Annotated in this window: 18 protein-coding genes and 4 pseudogenes; 12 read left to right on the top strand and 10 right to left on the bottom strand. The window is 43.2% G+C overall.

The genetic code is table 11. The features are described 5' to 3' along the window. Nucleotides 1–180: 180 nt before the first annotated feature. Nucleotides 181–372: a hypothetical protein gene (locus tag TSUB_RS20875; RefSeq protein WP_087023741.1), complete on the top strand. Its 192-nt coding sequence runs from the start codon at nt 181–183 to the stop codon at nt 370–372. A gap of 83 nt (nt 373–455) precedes the next feature. On the opposite strand, the gene TSUB_RS20870 is transcribed toward TSUB_RS20875, so the two are convergent. Beyond that, nucleotides 456–1,346, bottom strand: coding sequence for a hypothetical protein (locus TSUB_RS20870; RefSeq protein WP_087023743.1), 891 nt, complete (start codon nt 1,344–1,346; stop codon nt 456–458). Between the two features lie 584 nt (nt 1,347–1,930). Here TSUB_RS20870 and TSUB_RS20865 point away from each other — a divergent pair. Next, entirely contained in the window at nt 1,931–4,225 is a 2,295-nt protein-coding gene (locus TSUB_RS20865; protein WP_087023759.1) for a bifunctional metallophosphatase/5'-nucleotidase, read from the top strand. Between the two features lie 89 nt (nt 4,226–4,314). Further along, entirely contained in the window at nt 4,315–5,478 is a 1,164-nt protein-coding gene (locus TSUB_RS20860) for a YibE/F family protein (protein ID WP_087023745.1), read from the top strand. 65 nt (nt 5,479–5,543) lie between these two features. On the opposite strand, the gene TSUB_RS20855 is transcribed toward TSUB_RS20860, so the two are convergent. Then, the gene (locus tag TSUB_RS20855; protein ID WP_087023747.1) at nt 5,544–6,182 is read right to left on the bottom strand and encodes a hypothetical protein; all 639 of its coding nucleotides are present in this window, start codon (nt 6,180–6,182) and stop codon (nt 5,544–5,546) included. A gap of 308 nt (nt 6,183–6,490) precedes the next feature. Between TSUB_RS20855 and TSUB_RS20850 the strand changes: the two genes are divergently transcribed. The 3 genes from TSUB_RS20850 to TSUB_RS20840 all read left to right on the top strand — a co-directional run bounded on the left by TSUB_RS20850 (nt 6,491) and on the right by TSUB_RS20840 (nt 8,814). Further along, nucleotides 6,491–7,318 (top strand): alpha/beta fold hydrolase, encoded by an 828-nt coding sequence (locus TSUB_RS20850; RefSeq protein WP_159064970.1) that lies wholly within the window; start codon nt 6,491–6,493, stop codon nt 7,316–7,318. Between the two features lie 41 nt (nt 7,319–7,359). Further along, complete coding sequence (locus TSUB_RS20845) at nt 7,360–7,821, top strand: acyltransferase (protein ID WP_087023751.1); 462 nt, start codon at nt 7,360–7,362, stop codon at nt 7,819–7,821. 360 nt (nt 7,822–8,181) lie between these two features. Beyond that, nucleotides 8,182–8,814, top strand: coding sequence for a papain-like cysteine protease family protein (locus tag TSUB_RS20840; protein WP_159064971.1), 633 nt, complete (start codon nt 8,182–8,184; stop codon nt 8,812–8,814). 474 nt (nt 8,815–9,288) lie between these two features. Here TSUB_RS20840 and TSUB_RS20835 read toward each other — a convergent pair whose 3' ends face one another. The 4 genes and pseudogenes from TSUB_RS20835 to TSUB_RS20820 all read right to left on the bottom strand — a co-directional run bounded on the left by TSUB_RS20835 (nt 9,289) and on the right by TSUB_RS20820 (nt 11,299). After that, nucleotides 9,289–9,585, bottom strand: a complete 297-nt coding sequence (locus TSUB_RS20835) for a type II toxin-antitoxin system RelE/ParE family toxin (protein ID WP_087023755.1) — start codon at nt 9,583–9,585, stop codon at nt 9,289–9,291. A gap of 6 nt (nt 9,586–9,591) precedes the next feature. Beyond that, nucleotides 9,592–9,834, bottom strand: coding sequence for a type II toxin-antitoxin system Phd/YefM family antitoxin (locus TSUB_RS20830; RefSeq protein WP_087023757.1), 243 nt, complete (start codon nt 9,832–9,834; stop codon nt 9,592–9,594). A gap of 93 nt (nt 9,835–9,927) precedes the next feature. Continuing rightward, a pseudogene (locus TSUB_RS20825) lies at nt 9,928–10,092 on the bottom strand (IS110 family transposase); the annotation flags it as partial. A 718-nt stretch (nt 10,093–10,810) separates the two neighbouring features. Further along, nucleotides 10,811–11,299, bottom strand: coding sequence for a hypothetical protein (locus TSUB_RS20820; RefSeq protein WP_087024802.1), 489 nt, complete (start codon nt 11,297–11,299; stop codon nt 10,811–10,813). Nucleotides 11,300–11,596: 297 nt separating this feature from the next. On the opposite strand from TSUB_RS20820, the gene TSUB_RS20815 reads away from it, so the two are divergent. The 3 genes and pseudogenes from TSUB_RS20815 to TSUB_RS20805 all read left to right on the top strand — a co-directional run bounded on the left by TSUB_RS20815 (nt 11,597) and on the right by TSUB_RS20805 (nt 14,618). Next, complete coding sequence (locus TSUB_RS20815; protein WP_087024803.1) at nt 11,597–11,776, top strand: hypothetical protein; 180 nt, start codon at nt 11,597–11,599, stop codon at nt 11,774–11,776. Between the two features lie 113 nt (nt 11,777–11,889). Beyond that, nucleotides 11,890–12,992: pseudogene (locus TSUB_RS20810) on the top strand (ISAs1 family transposase). A 1,080-nt stretch (nt 12,993–14,072) separates the two neighbouring features. Further along, the gene (locus TSUB_RS20805) at nt 14,073–14,618 is read left to right on the top strand and encodes a hypothetical protein (protein WP_159065065.1); all 546 of its coding nucleotides are present in this window, start codon (nt 14,073–14,075) and stop codon (nt 14,616–14,618) included. 106 nt (nt 14,619–14,724) lie between these two features. Here TSUB_RS20805 and TSUB_RS20800 read toward each other — a convergent pair. Then, a protein-coding gene (locus TSUB_RS20800) for an IS3 family transposase (RefSeq protein WP_221274594.1) occupies nt 14,725–15,872 on the bottom strand; the annotation gives its coding sequence in 2 pieces (ribosomal slippage) (nt 14,725–15,623 and nt 15,623–15,872; 1,149 coding nt in all). A 103-nt stretch (nt 15,873–15,975) separates the two neighbouring features. Next, a pseudogene (locus TSUB_RS25115) lies at nt 15,976–16,323 on the bottom strand (IS110 family transposase); the annotation flags it as partial. Between the two features lie 295 nt (nt 16,324–16,618). Between TSUB_RS25115 and TSUB_RS20795 the strand changes: the two are divergent. Together TSUB_RS20795 and TSUB_RS20790 are read left to right on the top strand one after the other, a co-directional pair. After that, a complete protein-coding gene (locus TSUB_RS20795) occupies nt 16,619–16,900 on the top strand; it encodes a type II toxin-antitoxin system Phd/YefM family antitoxin (RefSeq protein ID WP_087016512.1) in 282 nt (93 codons plus the stop codon). Beyond that, a complete protein-coding gene (locus TSUB_RS20790; protein ID WP_087016513.1) occupies nt 16,897–17,184 on the top strand; it encodes a type II toxin-antitoxin system RelE/ParE family toxin in 288 nt (95 codons plus the stop codon). Before TSUB_RS20795 ends, TSUB_RS20790 begins: the two co-directional genes overlap by 4 nt. A 36-nt stretch (nt 17,185–17,220) precedes the next feature. On the opposite strand, the pseudogene TSUB_RS25110 reads toward TSUB_RS20790, so the two are convergent. Next, nucleotides 17,221–17,400, bottom strand: a pseudogene (locus tag TSUB_RS25110) (IS110 family transposase); the annotation flags it as partial. A 291-nt stretch (nt 17,401–17,691) separates the two neighbouring features. Between TSUB_RS25110 and TSUB_RS20785 the strand changes: the two are divergent. Next, on the top strand, nt 17,692–17,910 hold the full coding sequence (locus TSUB_RS20785; RefSeq protein WP_087016514.1) for a hypothetical protein: 219 nt from the start codon (nt 17,692–17,694) through the stop codon (nt 17,908–17,910). 1,072 nt (nt 17,911–18,982) lie between these two features. Here the strand turns inward: TSUB_RS20785 and TSUB_RS20780 are convergent. Then, entirely contained in the window at nt 18,983–19,510 is a 528-nt protein-coding gene (locus TSUB_RS20780; RefSeq protein WP_246616469.1) for a helix-turn-helix domain-containing protein, read from the bottom strand. Nucleotides 19,511–19,580 lie beyond the last annotated feature (70 nt).

Below are 19,580 nucleotides of genomic sequence, written 5' to 3'. Positions count from 1 at the left end.
TAATGACAAAGGTCACAATTACGTTATTCAAGACAAGAATATTGTGACATGGGTCGAATTGAGTGTGACATTTTTATGAACCCTTGAGTATCGCCGTGATATTGGTCGATAAATCTCCCATCGACATTGAAGTCCAAGTGTTGAGTGTTGAATATGATGCTCAATAAAGGAGTGAGGACTATGGCGAAACCAAATCAATCTACATACAGTCTGCCGGCCGATAACGTATCGGGCTCGCAAAGATCAAAGCGTGACGCGACGTTTCTTGGTATCGGCGTCTTTGTCGGTATGTTAGTCATGGCGCTTTTTTTCCATCTCTCGCCAGACCTGTTTGACTACATTGTTTATGTTTTCGGTGGCTTCTTAAGTTAATCGGGAAACAGATAAGAAAAAGACGCTCGATAACGGCGTCTTTTTTTATTTGAGATAAATTATCTGAGTAAGTGCGGGACTGCCTACCGACCCACGATCACCGCTGGCGTAAAATCGCTGTTTGATTGTAGCCAATAGATGATCGTTTCTTGACCTATCTGATAGTCGATATTAGCAACATTAAGGTGTTCGAATTTGGCCCAGTTCGCACAGTGTGATGTGTCCATTGTGTATTGCGCGGTCATTGTATTGGATTGTTTCAGCAGTTCGCCCGTGACGGTGCAGTGCTCACCCTCTATCGTGGCGGAATAGTTGAATGTGCCATTGGCACTAAAGGTAATGACAGTGGATGCATCGACTTGATAGGCACCTGCGACGTTGTTAAGTGAAAACGGTGTCGAAATACGATCGAGTGAATCGAGTATCGCCATGTCATTAATATTGCCGACTATGTTGGCGTTATCACCCTCAAAGTTAATGTCGATAGTCCATGACATCATCAGTTGAAGTAGTTCAATGACAATTTGCAGTGACTCATCAAGGAATCCCATGTCAAAGGCCGTCATCTTGGCGTTATCAGCACCAAAGTGATTTTCACGCCCGGTATAGAGGTTAAAGCGCGTGGTGTCACTGGGTGCGAGCGTTGCGTTTCGCAAGATCTCAACGTTGGTGGTCGGCTCTCCCCAATCCAAGTCGGCAAAAAAGGAAGCAAAAAACTGATCAAAGAAAGCGAGGAAATCGTCCTCTAAGACGGGCAGCCCATTTTGACCATAAATGACTGACTGAGGTGCATCGGGTGTGACGAGTACCAGTTTGTCTTTGCTATTATTCAGATAAACACCACTGTGTTTATCAAAATCTATTTTGACACCGCCAGGGTCGCGAGGATCAAGCGCTTCTTTTACATCAGAGCCACATCCCGCAAGCAATACTGAGGTCGCAATTACCCCTGGCAGTAAAAATCCTTTTTTCATCTCGTTTTCCTGTCAATCTTAGCGATGGCCAGCGCGTGAATGCTTAGTGATATCTCGAAATTGGCAACGCGAAATAGCGCTTGTATGCGCCGTAGAGGTGTTTGATGAGCTCTATACTAAAAATCTGACATGGCGCTGTCACATAGAATGTGGCGCGTTTTATTATCAATACGATCAAATGTGATCAAAGCAATTCATTGTATGTATTCTTGGTATCAATATTCTGTAATTTGACGAAATAAATGGTGGCTTTTCCTTGCTTTATGCGTATTTATTAATTTGCTGTAAGCATTTTGGGTTGGGGTTTCTTTGTGGCAATGTAAATGTGCATTACGTATTGCCAACACTTTCTTGATACCTATTTCGGTCGTTACAAAATGAAACTCGCTGAATTGAGTCTGGTGTTTTTATTCTAAGTGATAGGCGTATATTTGAGCATGCAATTTAACTCAAATGCTTGCGGTTGCATTAGCGGTATCAATGAAATGGATTTTGAGTGCAACGAAAGGTGTGAGGCAACTCGCTATCTTAAACATCGAAAAGCAGGTGAGTGGGGCACTTCTTCCAATAAACTGGACTCAAATATGAACCCTAAAATCATCAAACTTTCCGCGCTGAGCGCTGCCGTTCTGGCCATTCTTTCAGGTTGTAACCATCAAAAACAAGAAGCTGTTGAACAGCCTAAAGAAGCAGCAATACAAACCCAAACAGCAGATGCGCCGGTTCCGTCGCAACTGCCTGAACTCGCTAAGTGTGAGACATTTGTTTCTCAGCCTGAAGTGATTGTAAAAAGTAACGATAAAAACCTCTCTCAACAAACGATCACGATTGGTGCAACGGGCGATATGCATGGCCGCATTTACGCCTATGATTATGCGTTGGATGCGATTGATAACAATGCAGGCTTCACCAAAATTGCTTCGCTTTTAAAAGAGGAGCGTGCGGCTGATGAGAATATGTTGCTGATTGATCTTGGCGATACGGTACAAGGTAACTCAGCAGAACTGTTTAATGACAATCCCGTTCACCCTGTGGTTGAAACGCTGAATGCCTTAAATTATGACCTTTGGGTACCGGGTAACCATGAGTTTGATTTTGAGCGCGCGTTTATTGATCGTAACTTGCGTGCGTTTGATGGTTCGGTCATTTCATCAAATATACTTTGGGACCAAGCCGCAACAGAATGTGATGCATCTGGCGATGAAATTCCTTTCCTACGTGGTTTCCAACTTTATGATTACAACGGCGCTAAAGTCGCTGTGGTTGGACTTACACCAAGTTGGGTGAAGGTCTGGCAAGCGGCATCACCTGAGAACTTCCGTAACCTCGATTTTAAAGATGAGTTAGAAGCGGTTACGGCAACCGTTGATCATGTGATTGAAGCGCACCAACCTGATGTTGTCATCGGCGCATTCCACTATGGTCGCAAAGAGCATGGCCGTGGTGTTCATGAAATTGCATCGGCATTGGCGGATAAGATCGATGTCATCTTCATGGGCCATGAGCACGCTCGTTTCATCGAACAAGTAAATAAAGGGGATGATCCCGCTCAGGAAATGCTAGAGATTTCCGTTAACGGTGAATATCAGCAAGAAGACAAAGCGATCTCTGGTGTCTACAACCATGAAAATCGTCATCAAAAAGTGAAGATTATCGAGCCAGGTAACTGGGGCTGGGCCTTAGCGAAGGCGCAGATTGAATTAGCTAAAGATGAAAATGGCAATTGGCAGATTCAAGATACAACCCTTGCGAACCGCACTGTTGCAGGCGTGGAAGAGGACAAAGCGCTCCAAGAGCAGATGCGTGCTATTCACGATGCGTCAGAGACAGATGCGAACACAGTGATCGGCAATGTTGAAGGTCACTTCACTTTCTCAGCAAACGGTGCGGCCGATGAAGCCGTATTAGAGGATCGCATGGCGAACAGTGAAGGTCTGCGTCTTTACACTACGATTCATGCCGCGAAACTGTATGATATGCCGTTGGTTGATGTGATCAATCAAATTCAAATTCGTACTGTGGAAGAAAAAGCGCGTGATAAAGACGGCAATGCGGTGAAGGTGGATGTGTCTGCGGCTGCGCTGTTCTCCGATGCTTCGAACCTGTATCACGGTCAGGATTACCATAAGAAAGATAGCGCCAACCTTTACATGTACGACAATGAGCTTGTTGCCGTTAATATTCAAGGTGCGGCATTGAAAGACTACATGGAATGGTCTTACGCATACTTCAACCAGTTCAAAGAAGGCGATCTGACCGTCTCCTTTAACCCGGATATCCGTGCTTATAACTATGACATTTTTGATGGCAATATTGAATATGTTGTGGATTTGAGCCAGCCAGCCCGAAACGAGCATAGCGAAGGTCAACGAGTCCAAATTGAGAGTATCGCCGGGGCACCTTTTGACCCACAAGCCAATTACGTACTCGCTATCAACGACTATCGCTATGGTACAACGCTGTTAGCGCAGGGGTGGATCACCGAATCGGATGTGATTTGGGAATCGTCAAATGAGCCAATCTACGCAGTGCGTGACATGTTAACCGATTATGTTGCCAAAGCGGGTAAACTCGCTGCTGCCGACTTTACTCACCCTAACTGGCATATCCTTCAGCTTGGGACCATAGACAACACTGGCCAGCACCAAACCAAAGGTGACATTGTCACTCTTCGTGAAGGGGCAGGTAAATCACTATGGGAACGTCTGCAAAACAAAGAAATTTGTGTAATGCGTTCTGGCGCGGGCGATCGTACTGCTATCCATCGTGCATTGAATCTGATGGACGAGGGGAGTTGGTTCGTCAATCCAAACTATAGCGATACTGCGACGAATGAAGCGCTCTATGAGGGGTGCGCTTACAGCAATCAACCTCAGTAATCTTAGATCGGATTGATTTAGCCATAGGAAGGTGCCAGAGAATCTCTGGCACCTTTTTTACTTGCCTTTAGCTCCTCGGAACGCACTGAATGAAAAAGAGCGCACTTTTTTCCCTGTTCATTGTTATTGTTTCAACGCTTGTACTCTACTTATCACCCATTATTAGCGATGGCTTTCGACCGACAGCGTATGCAAATCAGACTTTTGTTAAGGCTTGGGTTGATGAAGTATTGGTCGAGCAAGTTCAACCCGATGTTATGGCCCCCAATACGCTGACGGGCCGACAACGCTTGTTGGTACGTTATCAAGATGAGCACAACGCGTGGCAGCAGGTAGAAGTCGAGAATAGCCTGAGTCGGCTGCACAATGTCCATGTCGCTGAAGGCGATCGCTTCATTATGCTGATCCGAGGCGAAAGTGAACGTGTGGTGTACTGGCCATTTAATCACGACCGCGCCAATGCAGTGTATTGGATGGTTGGCATTGTCGTTGTACTCATTATCTTATTGGCCGGCATCCAAGGGCTAAACTCCGTCATCTCTCTCTATTTTACTTCTGCGTTGCTCGTTGGCGTGCTGATACCAGCGATTTTCGCTGGATGTCATCCTGTTTGGATCACGCTGTTGCTGATGGCTTTGAAGATCATCGTAAACTTTCTCTTGATCGCGGGATGGAATCGAAAGTCGTTGGTTGCGATGCTAGGCACGCTGTGTGGGGTGATTGTCGCTGGTGTGATGGCTCAGCTATTTGGTGAGTTTGCTCAGTTGAATGGTCTTTATCTCGACAAGGGGGAAGACTTGCTCTATCTCGGTGGGCAGGCTCAAATCCAGATTCGATGGTTGTTGTTTGTGGCAATCATGATCTCCGCGCTAGGCGCAGTGATGGATGTCGCGATCTCCATGGTGTCGTCTTATCATGAGCTTAGAGAAGCGAACCCAGAGCAAGATGAGAAAGCACGACTCATTGCGACTGTCCGTATTGGTCGGGATATTTTGGGCACGATGACAAATACACTGGTACTCGCGTTTGTCGGAAGTGCTTTAACGACCATGATGATGGTGTGGGGCTTCCAAATGCCCGTCATGCAGTTTATGAACATTCCCGCTATCGCATTGGCGATGATTCATGCTTTAGCAGGGAGCATAGGGCTGATTCTCACGGTGCCGATGACGGTAGCAATATCGAGTTTTGTTTATCATCGACATGGTGATAACAGAAATGGCGGTGGAAGCACCGCGACAGAGCAGCCTTGAAGTCTGTCAGACTAGATGAAACGGGATAGATGAAAAACGCCGCTGATAATCAGCGGCGTTTATCGTTATTTACCTTCAACGATAATGCGATAAGCGATCGACAACATGCCGACGGAAATAATACTAATCACATAGGCATAGAGGGAGTCTAAAAAGGGAATCGGTAACAATAACAACGGAATAAGCGAAATTGAGACAATGATCGGGAACACAAACGAGACCAACAGCATGTATACTGTGTGGCCTTGTGTGACTTCGACACCATATTTAAACGAGACACCTTTACCTACCGCAATGGCAGGAAATGCCATAAATGCACGCGCGCCGATAATAGCGAGCAGTACTGCAGCGACGAGTGCCAAAGGCCCCAAGTGAACCCCAACGCGATAAAGACCATAGCAGATGGCATACATTAGCAGTGTATGTCCAAAGTACCAGCTTTCCACTAGCCCCCATTTCATCGTGCCGTAGGTCGGTACTGAGTCTTCGCCCAGAATCAGTATTTTATGAACCTGTATTGAGATGATTGCTGTCAACGCTGTTGTAACAAACATACCGATAAACATCGCAAACACGCTTTCACTTTGGTCTGTGACTAGGCCAATGAATGTGCTAATTAGCAAGGGAATCGCGGTAGCTGTGATGATTTTGCTCTTCGATTTGTTTAACGCAGTGAACGTATCAGTCACGGTTCTCAGGAACATCTCAATCCTTCCTTGATGACAAAATTTATTGAATTCAGCGCGATATCCTAACGAAACCGCCCTAACAAACCTAGTCAATTTGTGTCAGAACGCTGAAAATGTGGCTTGCTAGGTGTTAATTCTTAAAATGGTGAGATTTTGTCATCACGTTAAGGTCGGCAAGTTTCATCTTTGACTGCTTTTATCCATCAATCATTTGCACTTATCGACCGCTGCCTCAAATCGCATTTTTCATTATTTTTCGAGCATACAGTTGGTGAAGAAAATGATAGCGTCGTCGCCTACTATTTGCTCGTATGGTAAGCGTAATGATGCGACTTGTGATGCTTATGTGCCTGTGCGGCATTTGCAGTATGGTAAATGCCACAGACAGACTGATGCTTGATAGCGGCGCAGTGGAGTATGAAGTAAGAAAAGGAGGTGACGTCGTCGTCTTTTTCGAGGCTGGCGCTGTATCGGGCATGGCAGGTTGGAACGCAGTTTGGAACCAACTTCCATCTGATATAACCGCAGTGCGCTATTCTCGCGTAGGCGAGGGGAGCTCAGACCGTTGTGATGGGCAACGCCAAGCCAAACACTATGTCTCTGATGCGAAACAACTCCTCAATCTGCTTAACATCCACCAACCTGTTATCTATGTCTCTCACTCCTTGGGTGGTATTATCGCTCGTCAATTTGCGGTCACTCATCCTGAAAGGGTTTCTGCGATGTTGATGCTCGATCCGGCTAACGAAAGAGACGTTGAAATAGTCACCCAGATAGACCCGGTTAATGGCCCCAAAGAAATAGCCGAAACAAAGCGTCGCGACTATGCGTTAGCGGCAACGCAGTGGTGCTTTGTTGATATGATCTGGGAGAAGCAGCCTTCCTTCAGTTTTCCTGAGATCCAGGATATACCAATAACATTGATCGCAACGATTAAAGTCCCATCATCCCCCCAGAACCTCTTTGAAACGGCGGAGGGGCGTAAGTTATGGGGACAATTCCAGCAAGATTGGGTCGAATCCTTTCCGCGAGGAAAAGCTGTCTTGACGCAAAAAAGTGGCCACTTTATTCAAGACGACGAGCCACAGCTTGTTATCAATGAACTTATTGAGTTGTTAGCGGCGATCAAAAAGCCTCAATCAGTGCGATAATTGAAAAGCAGATTTAATCGCGAACCAAAAGGACCCTGATAATGACTTCTCCTACCCTATTGCAGGTCGGTATCGTAGATGTGAAATGTGGCAAACGCGTTAGGGTTGTAAAGCCAGCCAACCTTTATGGTTGTGAACTCGAAGATGATGTGTTCGTGGGCCCGTTTGTAGAGATTCAGAAAAATACGAAAGTCGGTGAGCGTACAAAAGTGCAGTCTCATAGCTTCATTTGTGAGTTTGTGACGATTGGAAAAGACTGCTTTATTGGTCATGGGGTCATGTTTGCGAATGATATGTTCAAGTCAGGTCAGCCTGATCCAAATCCTGATGACTGGGGGCGAATTATAATTGGCGATAGTGTCACTATCGGCTCCAACGCCACCATTCTTGCCGTGACTATTTGTGATGGTGCCGTGATAGGTGCGGGCAGTGTGGTGACAAAAAACATCACCGAGAAAGGCGTGTATGCCGGGAACCCAGCTAGAAGAATAAGACCGCTTTAGTGTGCAGCTCAATGACTATCATCAGTACATCATCATACGGTGCTAGACGAGATCGCTCTCTCAGTCAGAGTAGAACTTGAGTTGTATTTTACCCTGTCAATAGGCATTCCATCACCAAATCAGGTTCTGTGGGTTGTCTTCTTATCCATAATTCACGCAATATATACAAGGTTAACGGGGCTGAAAGGGCTGTTTGGTTAAACAAAACATCTAGGGATGGTTTAGTATGTTTAAGCTCTTTTACCCTCTCTGTTGCTCTATTTAAAGGAAACACATAGATTGCAGTAGGTGTTAAGAGATAAGTAGAGTGGGGAGGAAAATTTTTAACATAAAGCGTTGAAGCCACGAGGAGAAATGGTCATGAAACTTAGTTCGATTGTTCGTAGGTGCTTTTTAAGCTTTACTCTAATTTTTAGTACAATTTCTAGTGCTGAAATTCAGCAACTACAGCAGAACTTATTCGTTGCTGGGGTTCCATCAGATCAATTCGAGTTTTTTGCATCCCCAAGCCAGAACGGAAGACAAAGACAAGCAAACTGGTGCTGGGCTGCGTCTGTGCAAATGGTTCTCAATTATCATGGGCTCTATGTTGCACAGGAACAAGTCGTTCAACGAATCTATGGCACGCAAATTGATAGACCAGCAAATCCAAAGCAAATTGTTCATGCACTAAGCGGTTGGGCACCTGATAATAGGGGGCGCTACTCTTCGATTCATGCTAATCCATACACGTACTCAGGAAGCCAAATAGTTCAAGATTTAGCCAATCGATGGCCTCTTATCGTCGGTCTAAGTAATCCTAATGGCGGAATCGGTCATGCTGTTGTGTTAACTGGCGTATACTATTCGGTAGATAATTTTAACAACCCTATTTTTCGTCGCGTTGTTATCCGAGACCCTTGGCCGGGAAGCCCCTCAAAACAAGAAATGTCATGGAATGAGTTTCAATCAAGACTAATGTTTATGACTCATATATATGTAAAAAGGCTTTAATGGATTCTCACCAATGAAGACAATTCCCCTATAACTGTCATTTAAAATGCACCTAGTTTCTTATTGTCGTGTTAAGATAGCCATTAAACTTTACACTGAGAGGATGGTTAAAATGGTTAATTGCCCATGTTGCAAAGATAAATCAATATCAGCTTTCGATAAATCTAAAACGCGGCCTTCAGTCAAAAACAAATGTAGTGAGTGTGGTGGTTATTGGAGTACCGTTCCTTACTTTCATTACTCTATTTATTTTCTTGTCTCATTCACTGTTGGTATATTGACTCACTATGCTGGGATGAATGTAATAGGCGCGACGAGCATAGGCGTACTTTTGGGTTGTGTGGCACTGGTCTTACAACCAGTTAGGAAGATTAATGCATAGTTATAGCAAGCTATTGTCTGGAGTTATAGTCAAAGGCTTGATATTCAACCAAGATCATCATCCCAACTCTAACTTCAGGGTGATGTTATAAGTTATAAATGGTTTTGTGGGAGTTGCGATTGGCCGAGTACAGCGACAACTAAAATGAAGCCGTCTTCCTTAGTAAAGTAGGCTGTGTGTTTGCCCACAGAAAAGTAAAAACCACTTGGATAAATTTCATTGCAGCTGCGACCTACGGCTGGATTGTCGGCAAGCATTTGAAATCCGGTTAATAGCTTATTTTTGTAGGTGTGCCACTGAGTTTCAGAGTAATTGTTGACAGTATAGCTCTTAATTTTTCTTAAATGAGCCTGAGCTAATTTACTCAGTTTGTATCTATTCTTTTGCATAAAAGGTTATAAGGCGCTTAAAAAATCCTCACCATCAACAACATTGCCTTGTGCTAAGTCTTGTGTGGCTGACTCGAAACAATGTTTGATGTGTTCAGCTTTCATTGCCTCCAGCTCCTCGTAGTCCTTGATAGACATGACTACTACGACATCTTTACTATTTTTGCTAATCTTCACTGGTTCACGTTGGGCGCTAAGGAGTAGCTCACCAAAATTACGTTTAGCATCATTTGCTGTTAATGTATGCATAATCAATCTCCAAAGCTAGATTTGAGTATGATTATAGCTCATCGCGTGAAATGGTCAATATGATTAAATCGTGCGATTTGTGTGAAGGGTAATCTAACAAACGACTATGGCGTCATCTCGCAACATTGAATTCAGTATTACAACCATCTTGCGAACGCAGGCAATGGTAGCCACTTTCTTAGGTTTTCCAGTTTCTAAAAATCTTGAATAAGTGGTTTTGAAAACAGCGTTACATTGCATGGCTGACATTATCGCCATTTAGAGATCGAGCTGTTTGTTGAACTTTCTCTCCCAGTCGCGTTCGCCGCTACACGCTTCTTGCCCTATAGGTATAGGTGGCATATTTGCCATTGTCGTCAACCATTAATTAAAAAGAGCAGAGAGAAGAATTAACTCATCTCGAAATACCATCTATCGGACAGTGTACTACCTAGATCTTTGCTAGAAATGCTTTCTTCCTTTTCTCAAACTCAGTTAAGCTTATTTCCTCGCGAACAAACAATGAGTAGTTTTCTTCTAAAGCTCCGGCTGGACTAGTGTTACTGACCTCCAATAAATCCAATGATAAAGCATCCGACACATATGTTGCTACTTGTCTTATGAGAAGCTGAATATGTGACTTTGTAAATGGAGACGCTTCGCTTTGTTTTGTAAACGCGAGAGCCTCATAGGCATCTTTAATCTTTTGATCATCGATAAAAGATTCATATTTACAATATAATTCTATAAAAATATGTCGCTCTTTTTCATATTGCTGGTCGCGTTCTTTTGCTCGAATTTCAAGTTTCTACCTGCTATCACAGCGTATCCAAATGCTAGAATAGGAGATAGTAAAAGTGAAAATATAAACCAAAAACAAACTCATACCACGTCTTGATGCATAAGTGGCAATTATAAAGCTTGCAATAAAGTGAATTAAAACAATCCATATAGGCGTCATTAATCCAAAATGAAACATAAATGAATTATCCATGCGTTAGTTGTCCATACTTTCTAAGTCACTACGTTTAATTGCTCCGATTAAAATAAGCCTTTCAATAGTAACTTGACGTACTTTAATAGTTAACTCTGTTGAATTGGCACTTGAACAAAGGATGTATTTCGCTGGCAATATTCCATGCTCAATTGTATTTGACAATCCGTCGATAAGACTACTAAGTTCAGTTGTATCGATTTTGCCTTTATCGAAGTCTCTGTTAATCTTCAAGTAATCATAGGCTGATTGAAAAGACAGAATGTGTTTTGCTACAGGTTCATAGCTTCTATACATTTCAATGTACTTGTCTTTCAAAGCATTAAATCTGGATTTCGCTCTTTCATGCTCTTTCCCTTTTGCTACAAAAATGAGAATGAATAATGCTACCGGGGGAGTAATTATAATGGATGTAATAAGCCACCCTACATAGTTTAATCCGTAGTCACGTGCGATACTTGCATTAAAGAAACTCAAAGCAAAGTAAACCACTATATTTATCGCTAGCCAGATGATGTAGATAATAATGCCCTCAACTATAGATTGAGCTTAACAATTAGTGACTTGTAATTATTTCAAACTTCATAAAAGTGAAGTACAAATATCTTCATAGGAAGCGAGCTATGTCATGTTTTGCATCACGTTTTTACATTTTTCTTGGTTTTTCTTAATTATAGGCCGAAGAATAAGTCAAAGATAAGTTAGGGTATTAACCATAGTAGCGGCTAGGCTCGTTGTTTTACCGCAGCCAATGCTCGAACCTTTCATCGCTTTACGGTAAACATCGCTGTGTCCACGTATTCCGACCGCTCAGACTGTTACAATGAAGGAATTGAACCAAAGCAATCTGATGATTATTGGTTAGACCAAGGTGTTGACACTGACTTGGGCGCAACGATTCCTCCCGAAGTTGCAGAAAGACTGCTCGAGTATGGTGCATTTAACAGCGAGAAAGAATTTCGAGAATAGTATTGAAAAATACCGTACTCAGTTTACTCCAGTTAATCAGTCTCTCAGGGCGGGATCGCACTTTGATAGCTAATGTGATCTAATTGCGCCAAACCCTCTGAAATATAGCAATTGTGAACCTTATTGAACACTTATCTGTTGTAGAAGATACTCGGTCGAACATCAACCAGAAGCACGATATCATCGACGTGATGTTCCTTGTGATTAGTGCCATTGCATCAGGATGCGAAGGCTGGCAAGACATTGAATTTTATGGAGAAGAAAAGCTCGACTGGCTAAGAAAATACAGACCATTCGAACATGGTATCCCTCGCAGACACACGATAGCTCGTATCTTGCGTTCCGTTGTTGCCGAATCTTTGCTTGAGGCTTTAGCTCTTTGGATAAACGAACAACGAACTGGTCAGGACAGCAGCCCCATTATCGCCTTTGACGGAAAAGTACTTCGAGGCTCCTATCGTAACGATAGAAAAACAGCATTGCAGTTGGTCACGGCGTACGACACCGAGCGTGGTCTCGTTCTGAGTCAAAAGCCGACTGAGACTAAAATGGTGAGATAAGCATTGTCCGCCAAATGCTTGATGTTATTAATGTAAAGGGTAGCGTTGTCACGGTTGATGCACTGCATTGTCAGCGTGAAACATTAGAGAAAATCAAAGAAAAGCAAGCCCATGTTGTTGTCCAGGTTAAGAATAATCAGCCTAAGCTTAGAGCGGCTGTTGTGGCGCAGTTCCAAGCAGTTTTTGATGCAGGCAAGGAGAAAATAGTCACTGAAATCAAAGAGAAAAAACATGGACGCAGCGAGGAGCGATACGTGTTTCAGCTAAAGGCCAAATTGCCTGCCGACCTGTCGGAGAAGTGGCCGACGGTAAGAAGCATTATAGCAGTGGAACGCCATCGTGTGATCAACGGTAAAGGCACTGTAGATACCTCATACTACATAAGTTCTTTATCGCCGAATCACAAACTACTGGGCCACTATATTCGCCAGCATTGGCGGATTGAGAACAGTCAACACTATGTTTTAGATGTTGTTTTTAAAGAAGATAGCTCTCGTATCACTTTAGATGGTGCGGTTGAAAACATTGCGTTATTCAGACGTTTTGTGATGAATATGCTCAAGCAATGCGACTGTGGTGCACCGAGTCAAAAAGTGAAGCTGAAAAAATCGGGTTGGAACGACGATTATAGGGCAAGAGTTTTCTTTGGGTTATAAATCCATCAAAGTATGCTCCTGCCCTGATCAGTCTCTAATTTAAAAAAGGTTTAGCTCCGGTTGCTATAAAAGTATCAATATGGAGGAATAGTTAAATATTCTCTTCACCATATGGAAAATTTACAACATGGTGGTCTTCCTTATCATATAAATGACATAAGATTTGTAACATCAAGATTATATTGAGGTAAAAGCAGTGGGCTTCATCCAGTCAAATAAAAGGAAATAAATGAAGATGCACGATTATCTGTATGAGTACAGCGAGCGAGAATTTCGTAGTGAGCTAAGAAAAATTTTTACCCAAGTGACTCAATGTCACCAGAAGAATTAGAGGGCCTAATTGATGGCCTAATATTGATGCTCGAACGGGGTGTACAGCACCCACTTAAAACTGACTTGTTTTTCTCTATGGAACATCAAGAACTTAATAGTTCACCTGATGCACTTATCTCTGAAATCAAGAGGCATTGTAAGGTTGAGCGAATTCGTTGTTTTAGAAAGAGTTGAACTTTAAATTCATGAAAACCATAAGAGAATTAACGCGTTATATCAACAACCAACACCGATGACGACATCATCACCTGATTTTCACGCTGAAAGCACTAAGAGCGGGCTAGGTAAAGCGCGGGTGGGTTCAGGTGATGAGAAGAGATCATCCACGTGAAGCAACACACGGCGCTAGACGAGACCTCAGTCTCGTTTAGCGTCGGTATCAAGTTGCATGTTGTCACAGCAATTTACATCCCTTCACCAAATTAGATTCTGTGGGTTGTCTTTTTATCCATAATTCACGCATTATAAAGAAGTTAGCAGGTGCGATTTTTAAGGTTGAGTTCGATTAAGAATGAGCAGCTGTGTTTGGGCTAGCTATTGCTTTGTCTAATTGAAACACATATGTCGAAGAATAAATGCTTTTCTCCGTATAATATGACTCGCAAGATCACATGATTTGATGTAAATTATTGTCTATAGACAACTAAAGCCATCCACTCTATGCAGGGCTGGCATGTTGTGCGGAATTGGAATCAGGGAAGTTATACGGAAAAATCCGTATATAAAGCGTTAGCGTACAGGTTCAGCATGTTACGAATACTCGAAGAAAAAATATATATAGACCTGAATCCTAGAGTAATTTCTATCAAGGAAGTCCCTTCAGGAATCGTTATTGAGCTAATTTGCGATGACTGGGGTGATAGCTCTCAACGCTCATTTATGATTCTAGCTAAGGGGGTTGTTAAAAATTCATTGGGATTAGGCAGCATTGAGTTTGTGTCTTGGACTCATGAGCACCCAATTTTAGCCAACTATGTTTCTCCTCAAGCAGAACTGTATTTTTCATCTCAACCGACCGACATTTTGAGTGTCGTGGAAATAATGAACGAAGCTCACCGCAAGTTTTATGGCTCATGGAAGCAGTATGGTTTTCCGTCTATTGCTTTGCTTCGAGGAGGTTACGGTCTTTTGGAAAGCGGCCCAAAAGAATTGATGTCACTGTATAAAGAAAATCTTAAAGGGTTACTGGAGTTGTCACTTGTCGATGCTTATTCGCCTAAGCTTGACGTTGGCATATTATTCTTAGGTGAAGGCTATGTTATATGTAACTCTGCAGAAGCTATCGAGTTGTAAGCTAACAATAGCTTGCATCAGACACTGGGCTTGATCCGTTTTACCGGACACGCATGACAGGTCTAGGAGGTCATTCTGATCTACCCCAACAAGATTGGACACCAAGTTAAGCGACATTCTTCTGTTCAAATACGACAGGGCTTAGATACCCTAGCGCACTGTGCCTTCTTGTTTGGTTGTAATCAACCTCAATATATTCAAATACCGTTTGCCGCATCATTTCTTTAGTCATAATCGGTTCGTAATGGATAGCTTCAACTTTTAGCGAATGGAAGAAGCTTTCTACACAAGCATTATCCCAACAATTTCCTTTTCGACTCATGCTTTGTTTTAAATTATGGGAGTGGATTATCTCGCGGTAACTTTTCGAGCAGTATTGGCTGCCTCGGTCGCTGTGAACAATGACCTCTTCAGGGAGCCCACGACGGAACAGTGCCATTTTCAACGCATCTCCGACTAAGCTTGCTGTCATACGGTTACCCATCGACCAGCCGACTACCTGTCTAGAGTACAAGTCAATAATTACAGCAAGATAAAGCCAGCCCTCACTTGTCATCAAGTAAGTGATATCGCCAGCCCACTTCTGATTCGGTGCATCAGCAGTAAAGTCTTGTTCCAGAAGGTTAGGTGCAACGGGTAACGAATGCTTACCATCTGTCGTGACCTTAAATTTACGCGCAGCTTTTGCAACCAGGCTTTGCCTTTTCATACTCTCTGATATCGTCTTGAGGTTGTGCTTGTTCCCTTGCTCTGCCAGCCCTACCTGGATACGCCTTGCACCGTCCCGGCCTTTGCTAGCTTCGAACGCTTTTTTGACCGTTATGTCACGCAGAGTACGTGCTCTTTCTCGTTGACTGATTTCATGACGATGCTTTAACCAGTAGTAAAACCCACTACGCGATACAGCAAGAACCTTGGCCATTCCTGTTACAGAGAACTGCTCAATGTGCACTTGCATGAACTCGAAGCTTGCTACTTTAGATGCTTCGCGAAGTAGGTGGCGGCTTTTTTTACTATTTCAAGCTCCTCCGCTTGCTCAGCGAGGAGGCGCTTCAGACGAGCGTTTTCGGCTGCAAGGTCAGCCTCGCGTTCACTGGTGGAGTCCTTCCTTGCAATCTTACGCCAGCCGTATATTTGGGATGCATGTAAATTGAGTTGTCGTGCAGCCTCTGTAACCGATGTTCTTTCAACAAGCTTAAGCGCCTGCTCCTTAAACTCTTCAGTGTGCTTAATACGTGTTTTAGTGTTTGTCATTGTTTACCTCGCTAAGTGATTTTACTCGCTTAACTCAGTGTCTAAAACAGCTGGTTCAGATCATTCATCATGCCAGCATATAAAACAGGCGTATGTTTTTTGCTTTGATGACAGTAAGAGCTGGTTTGATTGCTTCTCCATAGTGAGCGTTCAACTCTACATCTAGACGATCATTTTTGGCTCTGCAGCCAATAGCGCCAGCGAATCGTTTTATGTGGACAGGGTTTGCTTTAACAATAGGTAGCTTAAAGCAACAGGTATTTCTAATCGGCCTGTAGCATCAATAACGGTACGTTCAGGGCTATGACTCTAATCGTTTTGAGTGCTTTTTTGACGCCTTTATCGTTACTCTCTACTGAAAAAATCGGTCTAGTGGCCTGATGTGGATGTCTAATTGTGTTTTGCCAGTATCAACTCCAATGTTGATGCTTTGATTGATTTTGGCATTCATAACAAGCTAACTCATGCTTGCGTAATGCGGGTTCGTGACCCAGTCGACTATTCGAGGTTTATGCTTGAAGTCCTAAGTCGTGTTCATGTTTGTTATCGGTCTCTCGATAGAGGAGCCAGCGCTTAAACGAACTGCTACATAGAAAACTGTAGTTGCAACTAGATCCTTGGTCTCACATCACCCGATTGGAGTGCTTATTATCGATACAAGCGTTACAACACAAAATCAAACTATTGCTCAAAGTGGCTAGTTGAACTACTATTTGTACGTTAAATTGTACCATTAGGAGTTCAATATGAGCCGTATCCGCTTTGACCAAGATATTCAGCCTTTGTCTGAATTTCGTGCTGGCGTAACGTCATTTATTAGACAGATCAACGAAACTCGTAGACCACTAGTCATCACGCAACGTGGTAAAGGTGTTGCGGTTGTCCTTGATGTTGCGGAATATGAAGCAATGCAAGAGAAAATTGAGCTACTGGAAGAAATGCGTATAGCTGAAGCACAGTTAGCTTCAGATTTAGGTGTTTCCAATGAAGACGCTCGTGCTCAAGTGTTGGAGCGTATTAAGAAATGAAAGTGGTCTGGTCACCACTAGCATTGCAAAAGTTAGGTGATGCAGCTGAGTTTATTGCAATGGATAATCCAGTCGCAGCAGAGAACTGGGTTAACGAGGTTTTCGATAAAACTGATCTGCTCTCGAGTATGCCTGAAATGGGGCGAATGGTTCCTGAGCTGCCTCATACCAATTATCGTGAAATCTTGTTTGGTCACTATAGAATCATTTATAGCTTCACTCATGAAATTCGTGTTCTTACAGTTCGAAATTGTCGTCAAATGCTAACGGAGAGTGACGTGTAGCAATTGTGTTTTAACAAACGATTATGGCGTCAACAGCTAAATTTTGGCTATATTTTCATCCCACATAACGCCATCTCGTAACATTGAACTCAGTACTACAACGATCTTGCGAGCGCGGGCAATGATAGCCACTTTCTAAGGTTTGACTGTTTCTAAAAGTCGTGAACAAGTGGTTTTGAAAACAGGCTTACATTGCATGGCTAGCATCATCGCCATTTAGAAATCAAGCGGTTTGTTGAACTTTCTCTCCCAGTAGCGTCCTTCGCTACAAGCTTCTAGTCCTTTAAGCATAGATGGTATAGTTGCTATGTTTGTGAGCAACTGAGCTCTGGGTGGTTCGACGTGCATCAACCGCGTGCAAATTAAAATAGTGTTTGGCAAGGTCAACACCGCAATAACAGATGGAATGTGACAGGGTTACCTCCAGTACTCTCACAGCGACCACTTAAGTGTGGCAGATCTTCATGAGGGGGAATCCATGCCATTCGTTATGTGCTAGGAGAGGGCATGATCAAAATTGGGCAAGTTGGAACGATAATCAGTGGTGATGATGCTGGCTTTGAGGTCCGTATTCTTGATGATTCAGAAAGTACAGGTGGCTACTTAATTTGTATATCCAGATCATTCAATCAGAAGTCTTCAGAGGGTTATGACGACTGGGTTGAAGACTACGAAAGCTTGGTTGGCTACTTTTCAGAATCCAATTGGGTTATTGACTGGTCATAAAAGTGAGGGGCGGTATGGTAGCCCAAACGTCGATGCGGCGCTAAAGGAACGTGGTACTGCAGTTAGCCGTAAACGTGTTAACCGACGTATCGACCGAGAAAAAACGAGCAGAATCAATGATCAGTGGTCAGCATCTCGGCTGCATCAACGTGACGTAGACGGCGCTCACGGACATCTTGCAGAACTTTGAAGCGGTTAATGTCAAGGTCATTCGTAGGTATCAGCATCGGTTGAGATCCTCAAAGGCCAATTTTTAATTAGCATAAGAGGACATTTCTAACTGGTTCAAACCGAACATTACTAAATTGCGCTTACATGTCTCAGTGCGCATTAGATGTACTGACATTATGTTGAGTGGTTGCGGTCAGTATCATTGCGCCAGCACTGACCGACTTTTGAGCCAGTAAGAGTGGGCGAGTGAAGTGCTCATTGTGGTTGTCAGCTTGCTGGCAAACGACATGCCGAGAGGGAGAATCGCTTACCAGCAAAAGCCCGTACACATAATGTTTCTAATACGCACTAAGGGGATAGGTGCGACGTCTTAATTCCTTTCTTCATACTTTTCATGAACAAAAGCACGCTTTGTCGTGGCTTCCTTTTTCGGTGTGGTTTCAATGTGGGTTCGAATGATGGCCTGCGCTCTCATCACCGCCAAGCGCTCGATGTTTCCTCTGTTCTTGATCTATCCAAAAATAAAAACCGCTTCACTACTAAGCTCGCTCTTTGCTGAATCTTCAACAACTCGGATTTTGACTGTCGAATGACAAGAGAAAGCATCAGCAAGAGAGTGATAGAGTGAGGTGAGAAGAGAGAAAATCGCACGGGGATGTGGGCGAAGCTTGCTGCCCAGACCTGTGCGCTTTCTCGAACCACATACTTTAATAGTGGTTTATGGTCGGAATATCATATTCTTCTTACTGGCTTTCTCAGACTGGACTGTTACTGAAATGTTATCAAAGCAAGTTGGGGTTTCTGTTACACCCCAACTAACTGCGGAATTCCGCATAACTTCACTATCTCAAGTATGAAAAAACCGCACCGGCATAAGCAGTGCGGTTTTGATTTTAAGTGATTAGATCTCGGATTTAAGGTAGTTGTCTACACCTTCCTGACCTTCTGCTTCATATATATCAGATAAAATCTCGTTCCGCTCTTGGCGTTTTTTGTACTCTAAATAAGCAAACCAATTCTCTTTTTCTGCTTCATCGATCACCATCCAGTGCTCTTCTGCTTGTTGTCTTAGTAGCTCATGCTCAAGTTTATCTAATAGCCCTTTTTTGTCAGGGATGTAATCGTAGACGGTCGAGAAAAATGCCACATCATCGAGTTTCATTTTTATGCTGGCGATTTTCTTCATGAAATCCATTTTAGAGACATTGGCCGAGTTAAGTTCTCCACGGCAAATTTCGCCTTCGGTTACGAGCAAAATCTCAGCGAGTTTACTTACATCACGAGCTTTGGGCTCTGTGACGCCTCGTTCCCACTTGCTAACTGTTTGAACAGTTACATTCATCTGCTCTGCAATATCTTCCTGCTTAATACTCAGTGCTAAACGTCGGTCTTTAAGCACTTCACCAATACTCATCGTTAAGTCATCCATATCCACACCTATTAATGTTTAAGTTTACACCTACCTTTATATACCTTATGATTGGCATATACAAGTGTGT

Origin of the sequence: Thaumasiovibrio subtropicus (genome assembly GCF_019703835.1) — a bacterium.
Lineage (GTDB): Bacteria > Pseudomonadota > Gammaproteobacteria > Enterobacterales > Vibrionaceae > Thaumasiovibrio > Thaumasiovibrio subtropicus.
The sequence above is the reverse complement of the archived record's forward strand: the minus strand, read 5'-3'. Positions and strand labels throughout refer to the sequence as shown.

Coding starts and splice junctions, on each gene's coding strand:
- TSUB_RS20875 (WP_087023741.1), top strand. CDS start 181: ATGGCGAAACCAAATCAATCTACATACAGTCTGCCGGCCGATAACGTA.
- TSUB_RS20870 (WP_087023743.1), bottom strand. CDS start 1,346: ATGAAAAAAGGATTTTTACTGCCAGGGGTAATTGCGACCTCAGTATTG.
- TSUB_RS20865 (WP_087023759.1), top strand. CDS start 1,931: ATGAACCCTAAAATCATCAAACTTTCCGCGCTGAGCGCTGCCGTTCTG.
- TSUB_RS20860 (WP_087023745.1), top strand. CDS start 4,315: ATGAAAAAGAGCGCACTTTTTTCCCTGTTCATTGTTATTGTTTCAACG.
- TSUB_RS20855 (WP_087023747.1), bottom strand. CDS start 6,182: ATGTTCCTGAGAACCGTGACTGATACGTTCACTGCGTTAAACAAATCG.
- TSUB_RS20850 (WP_159064970.1), top strand. CDS start 6,491: ATGATGCGACTTGTGATGCTTATGTGCCTGTGCGGCATTTGCAGTATG.
- TSUB_RS20845 (WP_087023751.1), top strand. CDS start 7,360: ATGACTTCTCCTACCCTATTGCAGGTCGGTATCGTAGATGTGAAATGT.
- TSUB_RS20840 (WP_159064971.1), top strand. CDS start 8,182: ATGAAACTTAGTTCGATTGTTCGTAGGTGCTTTTTAAGCTTTACTCTA.
- TSUB_RS20835 (WP_087023755.1), bottom strand. CDS start 9,585: ATGCAAAAGAATAGATACAAACTGAGTAAATTAGCTCAGGCTCATTTA.
- TSUB_RS20830 (WP_087023757.1), bottom strand. CDS start 9,834: ATGCATACATTAACAGCAAATGATGCTAAACGTAATTTTGGTGAGCTA.
- TSUB_RS20805 (WP_159065065.1), top strand. CDS start 14,073: ATGTTACGAATACTCGAAGAAAAAATATATATAGACCTGAATCCTAGA.
- TSUB_RS20795 (WP_087016512.1), top strand. CDS start 16,619: ATGAGCCGTATCCGCTTTGACCAAGATATTCAGCCTTTGTCTGAATTT.
- TSUB_RS20790 (WP_087016513.1), top strand. CDS start 16,897: ATGAAAGTGGTCTGGTCACCACTAGCATTGCAAAAGTTAGGTGATGCA.
- TSUB_RS20785 (WP_087016514.1), top strand. CDS start 17,692: ATGATCAAAATTGGGCAAGTTGGAACGATAATCAGTGGTGATGATGCT.
- TSUB_RS20780 (WP_246616469.1), bottom strand. CDS start 19,510: ATGGATGACTTAACGATGAGTATTGGTGAAGTGCTTAAAGACCGACGT.